Source organism: Sandaracinobacter sp. (genome assembly GCF_041909755.1).
Classification (GTDB): domain Bacteria; phylum Pseudomonadota; class Alphaproteobacteria; order Sphingomonadales; family Sphingomonadaceae; genus Sandaracinobacteroides.
Genome location: NZ_JAYRCW010000005.1, coordinates 1 through 15,146, shown reverse-complemented (window position 1 = coordinate 15,146; position 15,146 = coordinate 1). Strand labels below are relative to the sequence as shown.

Sequence of the window (15,146 nt, the reverse complement as noted above, 5' to 3'; positions counted from 1 at the left end):
TGTTCCGTTCCGCTTCGTGCGGGCCGGGCGGCCGTTCGGTCAACTGGAGAAGCAGGGGGGATGGTTGCGCCGATGTCAGCCCCGGTTCATAGGCGCTGGTGTCTGCTTGGCCGGACACCTCGCTGGAAAGGACGACCGATGCGCTGGATCCTCGCACTTGCACTGGCGGCTGCCCCGCTCGCGGCCGTCCCGGCTGCCGCGCAGGACGGCGGCTATCGCTCGCGCACGGTGGTGGTGTTCGGGGAGGATCCCTGCCCCAAGGCCAGCAATCCGGACGAGATCATCGTGTGCGCCCGCCGCCCCGAGGAAGAGCGCTACCGCATCCCCAAGGATATCCGCGAAGCCGACAAGGCCGCCCAGATCGCCCGCGAGGACCAGGTGGCCGCCAACCGGGCCGCCATCGTCAGCGGCCGCACGGCCGCCACCGGCATCGGCAGCTGCTCGACCGCAGGTGCCGGCGGCATCACCGGCTGCACCCAGGGGCTGAACGTGGTGGGCGCGGCGAAGACCGTGGTCGAAGGTGTGAAGGCCGCGACCGAACCCGTCGACGACTGATCGCCGGGCTATCCGGCCCGGTTCGCCAGGATCCGCTGCTGCGCGCGGTCCGGCAGCCAGGCGAATTCGCCTGGCAGGCCCAGCCGGATCGCCGCCTGCCAGGCGGGCGACTGGGGATCGCGCTTGCGGTCAGCCATCCGTCCGAAGGCCTTCAGCATCAGCCGGTCGCGCCAGGTCAGATCCCATTCGCGGCCCAGTTCCAGCACGGCGCGGACTTCCGGCGGCAGGATGGAAACGCTGGCCCTCGCCACCGCGCGGTGGATGAAGTTCGGCAGCGACGGCTGCGCCTTGCCGGACTGGATGATGTCCAGGAATTCCAGGTTGATGGGGTGCGGTTCGAAGCCGGGGAGCAGTTTGCGCATCATCCGGTCGAACTGGGCCTCCGTCTCGACCGGCTCGGTCACGCCATAGAGTTCGGCGACGGGCCGCCCCTCGGCCAGGAACCGGTTGCGACTGGCCTCGTCCAGCGGCCTGACGAACCGGCAATAGGCGGTGAGGAAGCCATAGGCGGCCGTGGCATGCACCCAGTTCAGCAGCTCCGGCTCCAGCGCCCGATAGCTCTGGCCGGAGGGCGTTTCGCCGCCCACCTTTGCGTGCATGCGGGTGATGCCCGCGATCAGGTTGCGGGCGGCGGGCGCCGGGCCATAGACGCCGATCATCGCCGCCATGCCCGTGCGCATGGACCGGCCGATCGGATCCACCTTGTAGACGCTGTGATCCCACACGCCGCTGCGGATGCGGGCGTCCGCGAACTCCATCAGCACGGCGGCGATCCCGCCGATGCCCATGGCGATCGGGTTGCGGAACACCCGCCACTGGATCGAATCGGGGGCCAGAAGCGCCGCTTCGCCCGCCGGCTTCGTGAAATCGAAATTCAGCGCCGCGGCCGTGCGGCCCGGCGGCCTCCTCTCATTCGCGGGCGGGGCATTCAGTTAGGTCCGCCATCCTATCGCGTGATAGGATTATCGCATGACAGGCTGTGCGGCAAGCCTGTTGCTGCTATCAGGCCCGCATGACGATGCCCGAACCCCGCGATCCCGGCCGAGACGGCACCCGCGCCCGCATTCTGGACGTCGGCCTGCGCTGCTTTGCGCAAGAGGGCTGGTCGGGCGCGACGACACGGATGATCGCATCGGGCGCCGGCGTGACGCTGCCGGTGATCTCTTACCATTTCGGCAACAAGGAAGGCCTCCACCGGGCCTGCGCCGAAGCCATTGTCGAGGCCTATCGCGCCCATATGCTGCCGCTGGCGATGGCGGCCCGCACCGCGGCGGATGCAGAGGGGCTGTCCCGCGCCGGTGCGCGCGGCTGGTTGCAGCGCATCCTGGAATCGCTGGTGGCCGGCATGTCCGGAACGGCGACGGGGCAGCTGGAAACCGCGTTCGTGCTGCGGGAACTGAGCGAACCCGGCCCCGGCTATGAGCTGCTTCTGAACGAACTGTGGAAGCCCGGCATCCTGCTGGTGGCGGACCTGATCGCCGCCGCACGCGGCCTGCCGTCTGCCGGAGAGGCCGAGCGGGCGGCCGCGATGATGTTGCTCGCCTCGCTCACGGCCTACAGCACCCATGCCCCCGTCACCATGGCGATCCTCGGCTGGCAGGGTGTCGATGAAACGCGCCGGCAGATGGTCGCCGCGCTGGCCGGGCGGATGCTGGACGGAATTCTGGCCGATCCGGCCTAGGCCGGGTCCGCCAGCAGGCCCTTCATCAGCGTTTCCACCGTGTGTGCCCTGTAACGGGCGTGCAGCAGCGGATCGGCATTGGGCAGGCCCCCGAACACGGCAGACAGTGTGAAGCGGTTGGCATAGAGCCCGTCTGCCGCGCCGATGGTGTTGAAGTAGAAAAGCTTCGGGTCCACCGGCCGGAACTCGCCACTGGCGACGCCCGCCTCGATGATGCGCGCCTGCGCATTGGCGATGGGCTGCAGCAGTTCCTCCCCGATATGGCGTACCCGCGCCGGGTCTGCTTCGCGCACCATCTGCTGGATCAGCCGGTTCAGATAGGGAATCGCGAAATAGGTGTCGAGGATGCCGCTCAGGTGGATGCGCATCCGCTCTGTCGGGGTCACGTCCAGGTGGAACAGCCGGCCCAGCTGCCGGATCCGCCGGGTAACGTCCCGGTCCAGCAGCGCCATCAGCAACCCTTCCTTGCTGCCGAAGAAATAGCGGATCATCGCATGGTTCACGCCCGCGCGCGCGGCGATGTCCACGATGCCGATCTCCGTCGTGTCCAGTTCGCGCATCAGCGCGCTCGCGGCATCCAGCAAGGCTTCGCGGCTGTTCTCGCGCGCGGCGCGCTCCGGCGCCTGCGGCTGGTCCGTCCCGGCCGGCGTCCCGGCCCCGGCAAGGCCGCGCCTTGCGGAATGGCCCCTGAAATGGGCTGTGCTCATGGCCGCGCATAGTGGCCATCGCGGCGGCGAATGCAATGCCCGGTTCGTCGCTGCATTCCTATTCACTATCAGGATTGATAATAACCTGTCAGGCGATAGTCTGCTTGGAAGCCGGGCAACAAGCCTTGGGGAGAGATGAAATGCGCCAATTCCACCGCGTGCCGCTGCTGCTGTGCACTGCCCTTGCGACTTCGCTGACTGCCGCGCCCGCGCTGGCGCAGGATGCCACCGCGGCAGAGGACGACGCCGGCATCGCCGACATCGTGGTCACCGCGCAGCGCCGGGCGCAGGCGCTGTCCGATGTTCCGGTGGCCGTCCAGGCCTTCAACGGCGACACGCTGGAGCAGATGAACATCCGCTCCACCGCCGATCTGCAGATGGTGGTGCCCAGCCTCAATGTCTCGCAGGGCTATCAGGGCATCCCGATCTACACGCTGCGTGGGATCGGCTTCAACACCATCAACCTGTCGTCCACCTCCACCGTCGGCACCTATGTCGATGAAGTGGCGCTGGCCTATCCGTTCATGAACTCCGGCCCGATGTTCGATCTGGAACGGGTGGAGGCGCTGAAGGGCCCGCAGGGCACGCTCTATGGCCGCAACACCACGGCCGGTCTCGTCAACTTCATCACCAACAAGCCGAAGGACGAGTTCTCGGCCGGCATCGCGGTGGAAGTGGGCAGCTATCAGATGCTGAACACCGAAGGGCATGTGAACGTGCCGCTTGGCGACCGCGCGGCCTTCCGCATCGCCTTCCGCACGGAAGACAGCTACCAGGGCTGGCAGCGCAGCCGCACCCGGCCCGAGGAATCGCTGGGCGAAACCCACCGCTATGGCCTGCGCGGCACCTTCGCCGCCGAGCCGGTCGACGGCCTGCACATCGAACTGACCGCCAACTACTGGAAGAACAAGTCGGACACGCTGGCGGGGCAGGGCGTCGGCTATACGCCCAACACCGATCCGGCCAACGGCACCCTCTTCTCGCTCTTCAATGCGCCCGGACTGCCGGCCTTCATTTCCGCCAACAAGGACAGCTGGAACGCCCGCTATGCCGACTGGGCGCCCTATTCCGTGCGCTCGCCCGATATCGGCCGCGGCGCCGGCATCAGCGACCCGCAGCGCGAGGACAGCAGCTTCATCGGCCTGCGCGGCCTGGTGGAGGCCGAGATCACCAGCGACATCAGCTTCATCTCGCTGACGGGCTATAACAAGGTGACGCGCAATGCCGTCGTGGACTGGAGCGGCGCGCCGTTCGAGATCCTGCTGCAGGATACCTATGGCCGCGTCGAATCGCTGTCGCAGGAACTGCGCTTCCAGGGCACGACAGGCCCGGCCGACTGGGTCGTCGGCGGCTATTACGCCAACGACAAGGTGCTGGATACCAACCAGACGCTGCTGGGCCAGAACGCCAATGTCGGCGCCATCCGGGCGACGATCCTGCAACTGGGGCTGCTGAACTCGCCGTTCAACTCGCAGGGCTTCACCGTCACCGACGTGATGCAGTCGTTCCGCACCTACAAGGACGAGGCGACCTTCGACATCGAGACGATGAGCCTGTTCGCCAGCGCCGACTGGGACCTGGCCGAGGCGCTGACCCTCACCACCGGCATCCGCTATACCCGCGACATGCAGAACTACGAGGGCTGCTCGCGCGACCTCGACGGCAGCATGCTGCCAAACGTGAACCTGTTCAACCGCGCCTTCTTCTATCAGGTCTATGGCACGCTGACGGCGCCGATCCAGATGAACCAGTGCAACACCTTCGATCCGCCCTCGGGCACGTTCGGGCCGGTGAAGACCTACATGAGCGAGGACAATGTCGCCTGGCGCGTGGCGCTCGGCTATGAGGTGAACGACGACACGCTGCTGTTCGCCTCGGTGACGCGCGGCTACAAGTCCGGCTCGACGCCGGTGAACGCCGCCAACATCTCCACCCAGAACTTCCCGGCCACGCAGGAGCAGCTGACCTCCTACGAACTGGGCGTGAAGGCGGGCCTTGCCGACCGCAAGCTGAACGTCAACCTGACCGGCTTCTATTACGACTATCGCGACAAGCAGCTGTCGATCTATTTCGCCGATCCGATCTACACCACGCTGCTGCGCCTCGATAACGTGCCGAAGTCGCGCGCCTACGGCATCGACGGCGACATCACCTGGTCGATCATCCCCGAACTGACCGCCACGGTCGCCGGCACCTGGCTGCAGACGGAGATCCAGGGCTTCCAGGGCATCGACGCCGCCGGCAAGCCGCTGGATTATGACGGCTACACCTTCCCGCTGAGCCCCGAATGGTCGGGCGCCGCCAGCCTGATGTGGGACAGCGAGATCGGGCAGGACCTGGGCTTCCGGGCGATCCTCAACGGCCGTTACCAGAGCTCGTCCAAGAATGCGCTGCAGCCCAGCGACATCCTCGACATGCGCGCCTATGGCCTGCTGAACGGCAGCCTCGCGCTCTACAGCCAGAAGGGCTGGGAAGTGTCGCTGTGGGGGCAGAACCTGCTCGACAAATATTACTGGGTGTCGGGCGCGACCAACGCCAACGTCGCTGTCCGCTTCCCGGGCCGGCCGCGCACCTTCGGGCTGACCGGCAAGTTCAACTTCTGAACCCCAGGCCGCCCCGGGCAGCGTTCACGCTGTCCGGGGCCAACCCCTGCGAAAGAACAGGAGGCGAAACGCCCGAACTGCGACAATCAGGCCGGGGAGATTCGATATCCGGGATGGCGGGCCGGCGACGGGCCAAGGGGAGAGTGACGGGATGACGACGGTGAATTTCGAACGGATGCAAACGCTCGGCGATGTGACGCGGGTCCACGCCGGGGAGCGGCCGGACGCGATCGCCTTCGAGTTCGAAGGGCGCTCCACCAGTTTCGCCGCGCTCGACGCTCATGCCAGCCAGGTCGCCAACGCGCTTCTGGCCTCGGGCGTGAAACAGGGCGATCGCATCGCATATGTCGGCAAGAACAGCGATCATTATTTCGAGCTGCTGCTGGGTGCGGCCAAGGCCGGCGTGGTGATGGTGCCGATCGGCTGGCGGCTGGCCGGCCCGGAAATCGCCTTCATCGCGGACAATGCCGAGGCGAAGATCCTGTTCGTCGGCGGCGAGATGGTGGAGGCCGTGAAAGCCAATGCCGAGCTGGCGGGCGGCCGCCGCATCATCGCCATGGAGGCAGGCACGGACTGGCCGGCCTATGAAGCCTGGCGCGACGCGCAGCCCGCGACCGAACCGGCCGTCACGGTGAAGCCGTCCGACGTGACGATCCAGCTCTATACGTCCGGCACCACCGGCAAGCCCAAGGGCGCGATGCTCACCCACGACAACCTGCTGTCGGGGCGCAAGATCAGCATGGCGAACCCGATGCCCTGGAACGACTGGGGGCCTGACGACATCAGCCTCGTCGCGATGCCGGTCGCCCATATCGGCGGCACCGGCTGGGGCCTCGTCGGCCTCGTCAACGGCGCCAAGGGCGTCGTCGCGCGGGAATTCGATCCGCTGAAGGTGCTGGACTATATCGAGCATGACCGCGTCTCGAAGATGTTCATGGTGCCCGCCGCCCTGCAGATCGTGGTGCGCCAGCCGCGCGCCCGGCAGGTGGATTACAGCCGGATGAAATACATCCTGTATGGCGCCTCCCCGATCCCGCTGGACCTGCTGCGCGAATGCATGGAGGTGTTCGGCTGCGGCTTCTGCCAGCAATATGGGATGACGGAGACGACCGGCACCATCGTCTATCTGCCGCCGGAGGATCATGACCCGGCCGGCAACCAGCGCATGCGCGCGGCGGGCCTGCCGCTGCCCGGCGTGGAGATCAAGGTGGTGGACGCCGACGGCAACGAGGTGCCGCGCGGCGAGGTAGGCGAAGTCGCCACCCGCTCCTATGCGAACATGGCCGGCTACTGGAAGCTGGACGAGGCGACCGCCTCGACCATCGGCAGCGACGGCTGGCTGCGCACCGGCGACGCCGGCTACATGGACGAGGACGGCTATCTCTTCATCCATGACCGGGTGAAGGACATGATCATCTCCGGCGGCGAGAATGTCTATCCGGCCGAGGTGGAAAGCGCCGTCTATGGCCACCCTGCGGTCGCGGAAGTGGCGGTGATCGGCGTGCCCGACGAGAAGTGGGGCGAGGCGGTGAAGGCCGTGGTGGTTCCAAAGCCGGGCATGACCATCGACCCGGACGAGATCATCGCCTTCGCCCGCAGCCGCATCGCCGCCTTCAAGGCGCCCAAGAGCATTGACGTGATCGCCGCGCTGCCGCGAAATGCGTCGGGCAAGATCCTGAGGCGGGAACTGCGCGCGCCCTATTGGGCCGGCAAGACACGGCAGGTGAACTGATGGAATTCGCGCTCTCGGCCGACGATCTCGCCTTCCGCGAGGAGGTCCGCAGCTTCCTGAAGGAACGGCTGACGCCGGAACTGCGCGAAGCGGGCGCGCGCATGACATCGGTGTTCATCGACAAGCCCTGGTCGATCGCCTGGCAGAAGATCCTGCACGAAAAGGGCTGGGTCGCGCCCGACTGGCCGGTGGAACATGGCGGCACCGGCTGGACGGAAACGCAGCGCTACATCTTCGCCAGCGAATGCGCGCTGGCCTCGGCCCCGGCGCTGGCGCCGCAGGGGCTGAAGATGGTGGGGCCGGTGCTGATGCACTATGGCACCCCCGAGCAGAAGGCGCATTACCTGCCCCGGCTGCTGTCGGGCGAGGATTTCTGGTGCCAGGGCTATTCGGAACCGGGTTCCGGCTCCGATCTCGCCTCGCTGCGCATGGCCGCCGTGCCGGACGGCGACGATTATGTGCTGAACGGCTCCAAGATCTGGACGACGCATGCCCATTTCGCCAACCGCATCTTCTGCCTGGTGCGCACCAGCACCGCCGGAAAGCCGCAGGAGGGCATCACCTTCCTGCTGATCGACATGGAAACGCCCGGCATCACCGTGCGCCCGATCCTGTCGCTGTCGGGCGATCACGACCTCAATGAAGTGTTCTTCGATGATGTCCGCGTGCCGCAGGCGAACCGTGTCGGCCGCGAGAATGACGGCTGGACGGTCGCCAAATATCTGCTGGAATTCGAACGCGGCGGCCGCGCCTCTGCCGGGCTGAAGGTGGGCCTGGGCCGCGTGCGCGAACAGGCCCGCGCCGAGGGCGTGCTGGCCGATCCCGCCTATCGCCGCCGCATGCTGGAGGCCGAGGCGAACCTGTCCGCCATCGAAATGACGGAACAGCTGATCCTGTCCGCGCTGACGGGCGGCAAGAACCCCGGCCCGCTCTCCTCGCTGCTGAAGATCCAGTCGACGGAAGCGATGCAGAAGATCGACGAACTGGGGATCGAGGCGGCCGGCCTCTACGGCAGCGTCGAGCAGACGGCGGCGCGCCAGCCGATGAGCCAGCTGCCCTATGTGGGGCCGGAACATTCGCTCACCGCGATGCCGCGCTATTTCAACAACCGCGCCGCGACGATCTATGGCGGTTCCAACGAGATCCAGCGCAACCTGATCGCGAAGATCGTGCTCGGCCTCTAGACCGGCCGGTTGACGGCCATGGCCTGATCGGCAAACAGCGGGCGCCCCGCCAGCCGAAAGGACTGCCCATGCCCGCCACCCCCGCCCGTCAGGCGCTCGACATCCTGTCCGGGCTGGGCGTCGCCCTGTCGGCCTCCGGCCTCGCGTGCCACTCCCCCGTCGATGGGGCGCTGATCGGCCATGTCACGCCCGCGACCGGCGCCGACATCGAAGCCGCGATCGCCGCCTCGGCAGAGGCATTCCGCAGCTGGCGGCTGGTGCCCGGCCCGAAGCGGGGTGAACTGGTGCGCCTGTTCGGAGAGGAATTGCGCCGCGCGAAAGAGCCGCTGGGCCGGCTGGTCACGCTGGAGGCGGGCAAGATCCTGTCCGAAGGGCTGGGCGAAGTGCAGGAGATGATCGACATCTGCGACTTCGCGGTTGGCCTGTCGCGCCAGCTCTATGGCCTGACGATGACGACCGAGCGCCCCGGCCACCGCATGATGGAGACCTGGCATCCGCTGGGGCCTGTCGCCGTGATCTCGGCCTTCAACTTCCCCGTCGCCGTCTGGTGCTGGAACGCCGCGCTGGCGCTGGTGTGCGGCGATCCCGTGATCTGGAAGCCATCGGAAAAGACCCCGCTGACGGCACTGGCGGTCGCGGCGGTGTTTGCCCGCGCCGTCGCCCGCTTCGATGGGGCGGTGCCGAACCTCAGCCAGCTGCTGATCGGCGGGCCGGAGGTTGGCAATGCGCTGGTGGAGGACGGGCGCATCGCCCTCGTGTCAGCCACCGGGTCCACCCGGATGGGCCGGGCGGTGGGGCCGAAGCTGGCGCAGCGGTTCGCCCGCGCGCTGCTGGAACTGGGCGGCAACAACGCCCTCATCGTCACCCCGTCTGCCGATCGGGATCTGGCGCTGAAGGCCATCGCCTTCGCGGCCATGGGCACCGCCGGGCAACGCTGCACCACGCTCAGGCGGCTGATCGTGCACGACAGCGTGAAGGACGGGCTGCTGGCGCGTCTGAAGGCAGTGTGAGCCAGCGCCACGGTCGGCGACCCGCTTGCCCCCGGCACCCTCGTCGGCCCGCTGATCGACGCCGACGCGTCGGCCGGGATGACGGCGGCGCTGGAGGCCGCCCGCGCGGCCGGCGGCACCGTCCATGGCGGCGAGGTGGTCGATTTCGGCGGCGGCGCCTATCGCCGCCCGGCGCTGGTGGAAATGCCGGCGCAGCGCGGCCCCATGCTGGCGGAAACCTTTGCGCCCATCCTCTATGTCGTCGGCTACACCACGCTCGACGAGGCCATCGCGCTCAACAACGGCGTCGGGCCCGGCCTCTCCTCCTCGATCTTCACGACGGACCTGCGCGAAGCCGAACGCTTCCTGTCGGCGGCCGGGTCCGATTGCGGGATCGCGAATGTGAACATCGCGACGTCGGGCGCCGAAATCGGCGGCGCCTTCGGGGGAGAGAAGGAAACCGGCGGCGGTCGGGAATCCGGCTCGGACAGCTGGCGCGCCTACATGCGGCGCGCGACCAACACGATCAACTATTCGAACGAGGCCCCGCTGGCGCAAGGCGTCCGCTTCGACATCTGAGCGGCCGACACGCGAATTTGCATAGCTTGGCCCCGGCGGCGGCGGCGGCGATGGAACGGCATCTTCAACGCCGGGAGCATCGCATGACAACCCGCCTCTCCGCCGATGAGCTGGAGGCCTTCCTCGACTCGCTGCGTCGGCTGCTGGCCGATCGCTGCACTGAAGCAGACGTCCGCCGCCTGATGGAGACGGCCGACAGCCATGATGCCGGTCTGTGGCGGCAGCTGTCCGACATGGGGGTGCCGGGGCTGCTGGTCGATCCGGCGCACGGCGGCCTGGGGGCGGGGCCCGCCGTGCTGGAGCGCGCGATGGAGGAACTGGGCGCGGCGCTTTGCCCCAGCCCCATTCTCTCGTCGGTGATCGCCACCGGCCTCGTCTCGGCGCTGGAGGACAGCGTCGCCGCCCGCCTGCTGCCGGGGATCGCCGACGGCTCCACCATCCCGGCCGTCGCGCTGACAGGCCCGGCCGCGAAATGGACGGCCGACAGCGTCGCGGTCAGCGCCTCGCCCCGCGGCAACGGCTGGCAACTGGACGGCAAGGCGGCCTTCGTTCTGCACGCGGCGGTCGCGAACCTGCTGCTCGTCGTCGCCGGCACCGCAGACGGCATCGCCCTGTTCGAAGTCGCCCCCGATGCAGCCGGGCTGGCGCAGACCCGGCTGCCCGCCTTCGACCGCACGATGCAGATGTCGGATCTCGACTTCGCCGGGGTGGAGGCCGTGCGCCTCTCGCCCGAGGGGGACTGCTGGGCGCTGGTGGAACAGGCGCTGGATCTCGGCCGCGTGGCGCTGGCGGGGGAACAGGCCGGCGGCGCGCGCCGGGTGTTCGAGTTCACGACCGATTATGCCCGCGCCCGCCACCAGTTCGGCCGCGCCATCGGCAGCTTCCAGGCGATCAAGCACATGGCGGCGGACCTGCTGCTGGAAACCGAATCCGCGATTTCGGCCGCCCGCCACGCCGCGCAGGCGCTGGCAGACGGCGCGGAGGACGCGCCGCAGGCCGTCAGCCTTGCTGCCTTCGCCTGCGCCGACGCCTATGTCCGCACCACGGCGGATGCGGTGCAGATGCACGGCGGCATCGCCTTCACCTGGGTGCATCCCGCCCACCTCTATCTGCGCCGCGCGCGCGCCGACGCCCAGCTGCTGGGCACCCCGGCTGCCATGCGCGAGCGCTTCATCCGGCAACTGGGGGGCTGACGCCATGACCGATGAGCAACTGGCAGCCGAAGTCCGCGCCTGGCTTGAAGCCAACTGGGATCCCGGCCGCAAGGTGAAGGCCGAAAGCTTCGGTCGCAGCCCCTATCAGCCCTTCCTGGAGCAGGTGCTGGCCGCCGGCTATGCGGTTCCCACCTGGCCGAAGGAACGCTGGGGCCTGGGCCTGAAGCCGGCGCAGGCGCGGATCATCGAACAGGAGTTCGCGGCCGTCGGCGCCCCCGGCGCCGCGCAGGACAAGCACAATCTGTGGGCGAACACGGCGCTGGCCCATGCCACGCCAGAGTTCCGGGACGAGATCGTCCCGAAGCTGCTGACGGGCGCGGTGGGCATGTGCCTGCTTTATTCCGAACCGGGCGCCGGATCCGATCTTGCCGCGGTGCGCACCCGCGCCGACCGGGAGCAGGGGCCGGACGGCGACCGGTTCCGCGTGAACGGCCAGAAGGTGTGGACGTCGGGCGCGGCGGTGGCGGACTATGGCATGCTGATTGCCCGCACCGACTGGGACGCCCCCAAGCACAAGGGCATCAGCTTCTTCTTCCTGCCGATGAAGCAGCCCGGCGTGGAGGTGCGGCCGCTGCGGCAGATCACCGATGAGGCGCATTTCAACGAGGTGTTCATCACCGACGCCTTCGTTCCAGCCGCGAACCTGCTTGGCCCGCTGAACGGCGGCTGGGGCGTGCTGCAGACGGCGCTGGCCTATGAACGGTCGGTGATGGGCGACGCCGCGCGCGGCCCCCGCAGCGGCAAGGCCGGGCCGAAGGGCGACGGCGCGCTGGTGGAACTCGCGCGGGAGGCGGGCGTGCTGGACGATCCGCTGATGCGCCAGGATATCGCGCAGGTGACCGCGTGGAAAATCCTGAACCGGCTGAACAACGCCCGCGCCAAGGCCGATCTGAAGCGCGGCACCTCGTCGCCGATCATGTCGCTCGGCAAGCTGGCGATGAGCCGTATCCTGCACCAGGAAGCCCGGCTGCGCACGCAGATGCTGGGGGCGGAAAGCCTGCTGGAGGGGCCGGACCACCCCCGGGCCGAGGACGCCAACTTCCTGAGCCTGAACGCCTATTTCACCTCCATCGGCGGCGGAACGGATCAGATCCAGCGCAATATCATCGGGGAGCGGGTGCTGGGCCTTCCCAAGGAGCCGGAGATCGACCGCGAAATGCCCTTCCGCGAGGTGAAGAGCGGCTGACGAACGCGCCTCTCGACACCGGCACGCCGCCTGCCTAGCAGGGGGCGATGGGTGAAGACGGGTCTCGCGCGGGGGATGGGTGGCGGTTCTGGATCGACCGGGGCGGCACCTTCACCGACCTTGTCGCCCGTGCGCCCGATGGCCGCCTGCACACGCTGAAGCTGCTGTCGGAAAACCCCGAGCGCTATGCCGATGCCGCCGTGGAGGGCATCCGCCGCCTGCTGGGCATCGGCGGCGGACCGCTGCCGCCGGGCCTCGTCCATGACGTGCGCATGGGCACCACGGTCGCCACCAACGCCCTGCTGGAACGCAAGGGCGAGCCGACGGTGCTGGCGATCACGCGCGGCTTCGGCGACGCGCTGCGGATCGGCTGGCAGGCCCGGCCCGAGCTGTTCGCCCGGCACATCCGCCTGAACAGCCAGCTGCACGACCATGTGATCGAAGTGGATGAACGGGTGCGGGCGGATGGCACGCTCGACCGGCCGCTGGACGAGGCGGCGGCCCGCGCCGCCTTCGCCGCCGCCCGCGCGCAGGGCTATCGCGCCATCGCCATCGTTCTGATGCACGGCTGGCGCTTCCCGGCGCATGAACTGCGGCTGGCCCGGCTGGCGCAGGAGGCGGGGTTCACGCAGGTCTCCGTCAGCCACCAGGTGGGCGCGCTCATCAAGCTTGTCGGGCGCGGCGACACCACCGTTGCCGATGCCTATCTGTCCCCCATCCTCGCCGCCTATGTGGATCGCGTCGCCGGCGAACTGGGGGCGGCGACGTCGCTGACATTCATGCAATCGTCCGGCGGGCTAACCGAGGCGCGCGCCTTCCGGGGCAAGGATGCGATCCTGTCCGGGCCTGCGGGTGGCGTCGTCGCCATGGCGGAAACGGCGAAGGCGGCCGGGTTCGACCGCGCCATCGGCTTCGACATGGGCGGCACCTCCACCGATGTCTCCCAATTCTCAGGCGATTACGAACGGACCTCGGATTCGGTCGTGGCGGGCGTGCGGCTGAGGGCGCCGATGCTGTCGATCCACACGGTGGCGGCCGGCGGCGGCTCCATCTGCCGCTTCGATGGCGGCCGCCTGCGCGTGGGGCCTCAATCGGCGGGCGCCGTGCCCGGCCCGGCCGCCTATCGCCGGGGCGGCCCGCTGACAGTGACGGACTGCAACGTCATGCTGGGGAAACTCAGCCCGGAGTTCTTCCCGGCGGTGTTCGGCCCGGGGGCGGATCAGCCGCTGGACGCCGGGATCGTCAGCGCCCGGTTCGAGGCCATGGCGGCCGAAGTGGCAGCGGCAACCGGGCGGGCCGTGACGCCCGCCGAGCTGGCCGAAGGCTTCGTCAGCATCGCCGTTCAGCACATGGCAGAGGCGATCCGCGCCATTTCCATCCAGCGCGGCCATGATGTCACGCGCTACATCCTCAACTGCTTCGGCGGCGCGGCCGGGCAGCACGCCTGCCTCGTCGCGGATGCGCTGGGCATGACCAAGGTGCTGCTGCATCCGTTCGCCGGCGTGCTGTCGGCCTGGGGCATGGGGCTGGCAGAGGTCCGCTGCATCCGCCAGCAGACGGTCGCGCGCCCGCTCGACCCTCAGGCAGACGCGGAACTCGCCGTCGAGGTTGCCCGGCTCGACGCGGCGGCGCGTGCCGACCTTGTTGCCCAGGGGTTCGATGCGTCGGCGCTGAAGGCCGTCGCCCGCGCGGAGGTGAAGTTCGCCGGATCGGACACGCCGCTGACGGTGGCGTTCGGCCCGGCGGCCCGGATGGCCGCCGACTTCGAGGACCAGCACCGCCGCCGCTTCGGCTTCTTCGCGGCCGACAAGCCGCTGGTGGTGGAAACGCTGGAGGTGGAGGCGATCGCCCCGTCCGGCCAGGCCCCGTCGGCGGCAACGGCGGACCCCGGCGATGCGCCACAGCCGGTCACGCGGCTGCCGGTGCGGATGGCCGGGGCGGATCATGATGCGCCCGTCTACCGGCGCGCGTCGATGACACCCGGCCATGCGATCGACGGCCCCGCGATCCTGCTGGAGGACACCGGCACCACCATCGTGGAGCCGGGCTGGCGCGCGGCCGTCGATGCCGCCGCCAACCTGCTGCTGGACCGGGTGGTGCCGCTGCCAGCGCGCGCGGCCGCCGGAACAGATGTCGATCCCATCCTGCTGGAGCTGTTCAACAGCCGCTTCATGGCCTGCGCGGAACAGATGGGCGAAGCGCTGTGCGCCACCGCCCATTCGGTCAACATCAAGGAGAGGCTGGATTTTTCCTGCGCCCTGTTCGATGCGACCGGGGCGCTGATCGCCAATGCGCCGCATATCCCGGTGCATCTGGGTTCGATGGGCGAAAGCATTCGCACGGTGATCGCATCGCGCGGCGGGCGGATGGCGCGCGGCGACGCCTATATGCTGAACGCCCCCTACAATGGCGGCACCCACCTGCCCGACATCACCGTGATCATGCCGGTGTTCCTGGATGCGGATGCTGAGCCCGCCTTCTTCGTGGCGGCGCGCGGCCATCATGCGGATGTGGGCGGCCTCACGCCCGGCTCGATGCCGGCCTCCTCGCGCACGGTGGCCGAGGAAGGGGTGCTGATCGACGATTTCCTGCTGGTCGAGGCGGGGCAACTGCGCGAGGCGGAGACGCGGGCGCTCTTCGCATCCGGCCCCTTCCCGGCCCGCAACATCGATCAGAACATCGCCGATCTGAAGGCGCAGGTCGCGGCCTGCGCGCG

General features: G+C 68.7%; 10 protein-coding genes and 1 pseudogene. 9 read left to right on the top strand and 2 right to left on the bottom strand.

Going from position 1 to position 15,146, the window contains the following annotated elements; genetic code table 11:
* Positions 1-138: 138 nt before the first annotated feature.
* A complete protein-coding gene (locus ACE3O8_RS01565; RefSeq protein ID WP_374386061.1) occupies positions 139-555 on the top strand; it encodes a hypothetical protein in 417 nt (138 codons plus the stop codon).
* An 8-nt stretch (positions 556-563) separates the two neighbouring features.
* On the opposite strand, the gene ACE3O8_RS01560 is transcribed toward ACE3O8_RS01565, so the two are convergent.
* Positions 564-1,364 carry an oxygenase MpaB family protein gene (locus tag ACE3O8_RS01560; RefSeq protein ID WP_374386058.1) on the bottom strand — a complete coding sequence of 267 codons (801 nt, stop codon included), beginning with the start codon at positions 1,362-1,364 and terminating at the stop codon, positions 564-566.
* A gap of 203 nt (positions 1,365-1,567) precedes the next feature.
* Here ACE3O8_RS01560 and ACE3O8_RS01555 point away from each other — a divergent pair, with 203 nt between their 5' ends.
* Positions 1,568-2,236 carry a TetR/AcrR family transcriptional regulator gene (locus ACE3O8_RS01555; RefSeq protein WP_374386056.1) on the top strand — a complete coding sequence of 223 codons (669 nt, stop codon included), beginning with the start codon at positions 1,568-1,570 and terminating at the stop codon, positions 2,234-2,236.
* Here ACE3O8_RS01555 and ACE3O8_RS01550 read toward each other — a convergent pair.
* Positions 2,233-2,943, bottom strand: coding sequence for a TetR family transcriptional regulator (locus tag ACE3O8_RS01550; RefSeq protein WP_374386054.1), 711 nt, complete (start codon positions 2,941-2,943; stop codon positions 2,233-2,235). The genes ACE3O8_RS01555 and ACE3O8_RS01550 overlap by 4 nt on opposite strands.
* A gap of 140 nt (positions 2,944-3,083) precedes the next feature.
* On the opposite strand from ACE3O8_RS01550, the gene ACE3O8_RS01545 reads away from it, so the two are divergent.
* The 7 genes and pseudogenes from ACE3O8_RS01545 to ACE3O8_RS01515 all read left to right on the top strand — a co-directional run.
* Entirely contained in the window at positions 3,084-5,546 is a 2,463-nt protein-coding gene (locus tag ACE3O8_RS01545; RefSeq protein WP_374386052.1) for a TonB-dependent receptor, read from the top strand.
* 151 nt (positions 5,547-5,697) lie between these two features.
* The gene (locus ACE3O8_RS01540) at positions 5,698-7,278 is read left to right on the top strand and encodes a fatty acid--CoA ligase (RefSeq protein WP_374386050.1); all 1,581 of its coding nucleotides are present in this window, start codon (positions 5,698-5,700) and stop codon (positions 7,276-7,278) included.
* Positions 7,278-8,462, top strand: coding sequence for an acyl-CoA dehydrogenase family protein (locus tag ACE3O8_RS01535; RefSeq protein WP_374386048.1), 1,185 nt, complete (start codon positions 7,278-7,280; stop codon positions 8,460-8,462). Before ACE3O8_RS01540 ends, ACE3O8_RS01535 begins: the two co-directional genes overlap by 1 nt.
* 68 nt (positions 8,463-8,530) lie before the next feature.
* A pseudogene (locus ACE3O8_RS01530) lies at positions 8,531-10,030 on the top strand (aldehyde dehydrogenase family protein).
* A gap of 83 nt (positions 10,031-10,113) precedes the next feature.
* Positions 10,114-11,223, top strand: a complete 1,110-nt coding sequence (locus tag ACE3O8_RS01525) for an acyl-CoA dehydrogenase family protein (RefSeq protein ID WP_374386046.1) — start codon at positions 10,114-10,116, stop codon at positions 11,221-11,223.
* Between the two features lie 4 nt (positions 11,224-11,227).
* Positions 11,228-12,430: an acyl-CoA dehydrogenase family protein gene (locus ACE3O8_RS01520; protein ID WP_374386045.1), complete on the top strand. Its 1,203-nt coding sequence runs from the start codon at positions 11,228-11,230 to the stop codon at positions 12,428-12,430.
* A 47-nt stretch (positions 12,431-12,477) separates the two neighbouring features.
* Positions 12,478-15,146, top strand: a 2,669-nt coding sequence (locus ACE3O8_RS01515) for a hydantoinase/oxoprolinase family protein (RefSeq protein ID WP_374386044.1), incomplete at its 3' end; no start/stop codon positions are given.

Bases quoted from the DNA above. Each gene is read 5' to 3' on its own strand.
- ACE3O8_RS01525 (WP_374386046.1), top strand. From the start codon at position 10,114: ATGACAACCCGCCTCTCCGCCGATGAGCTGGAGGCCTTCCTCGACTCG.
- ACE3O8_RS01555 (WP_374386056.1), top strand. From the start codon at position 1,568: ATGACGATGCCCGAACCCCGCGATCCCGGCCGAGACGGCACCCGCGCC.
- ACE3O8_RS01540 (WP_374386050.1), top strand. From the start codon at position 5,698: ATGACGACGGTGAATTTCGAACGGATGCAAACGCTCGGCGATGTGACG.
- ACE3O8_RS01520 (WP_374386045.1), top strand. From the start codon at position 11,228: ATGACCGATGAGCAACTGGCAGCCGAAGTCCGCGCCTGGCTTGAAGCC.
- ACE3O8_RS01535 (WP_374386048.1), top strand. From the start codon at position 7,278: ATGGAATTCGCGCTCTCGGCCGACGATCTCGCCTTCCGCGAGGAGGTC.
- ACE3O8_RS01545 (WP_374386052.1), top strand. From the start codon at position 3,084: ATGCGCCAATTCCACCGCGTGCCGCTGCTGCTGTGCACTGCCCTTGCG.
- ACE3O8_RS01565 (WP_374386061.1), top strand. From the start codon at position 139: ATGCGCTGGATCCTCGCACTTGCACTGGCGGCTGCCCCGCTCGCGGCC.
- ACE3O8_RS01550 (WP_374386054.1), bottom strand. From the start codon at position 2,943: ATGAGCACAGCCCATTTCAGGGGCCATTCCGCAAGGCGCGGCCTTGCC.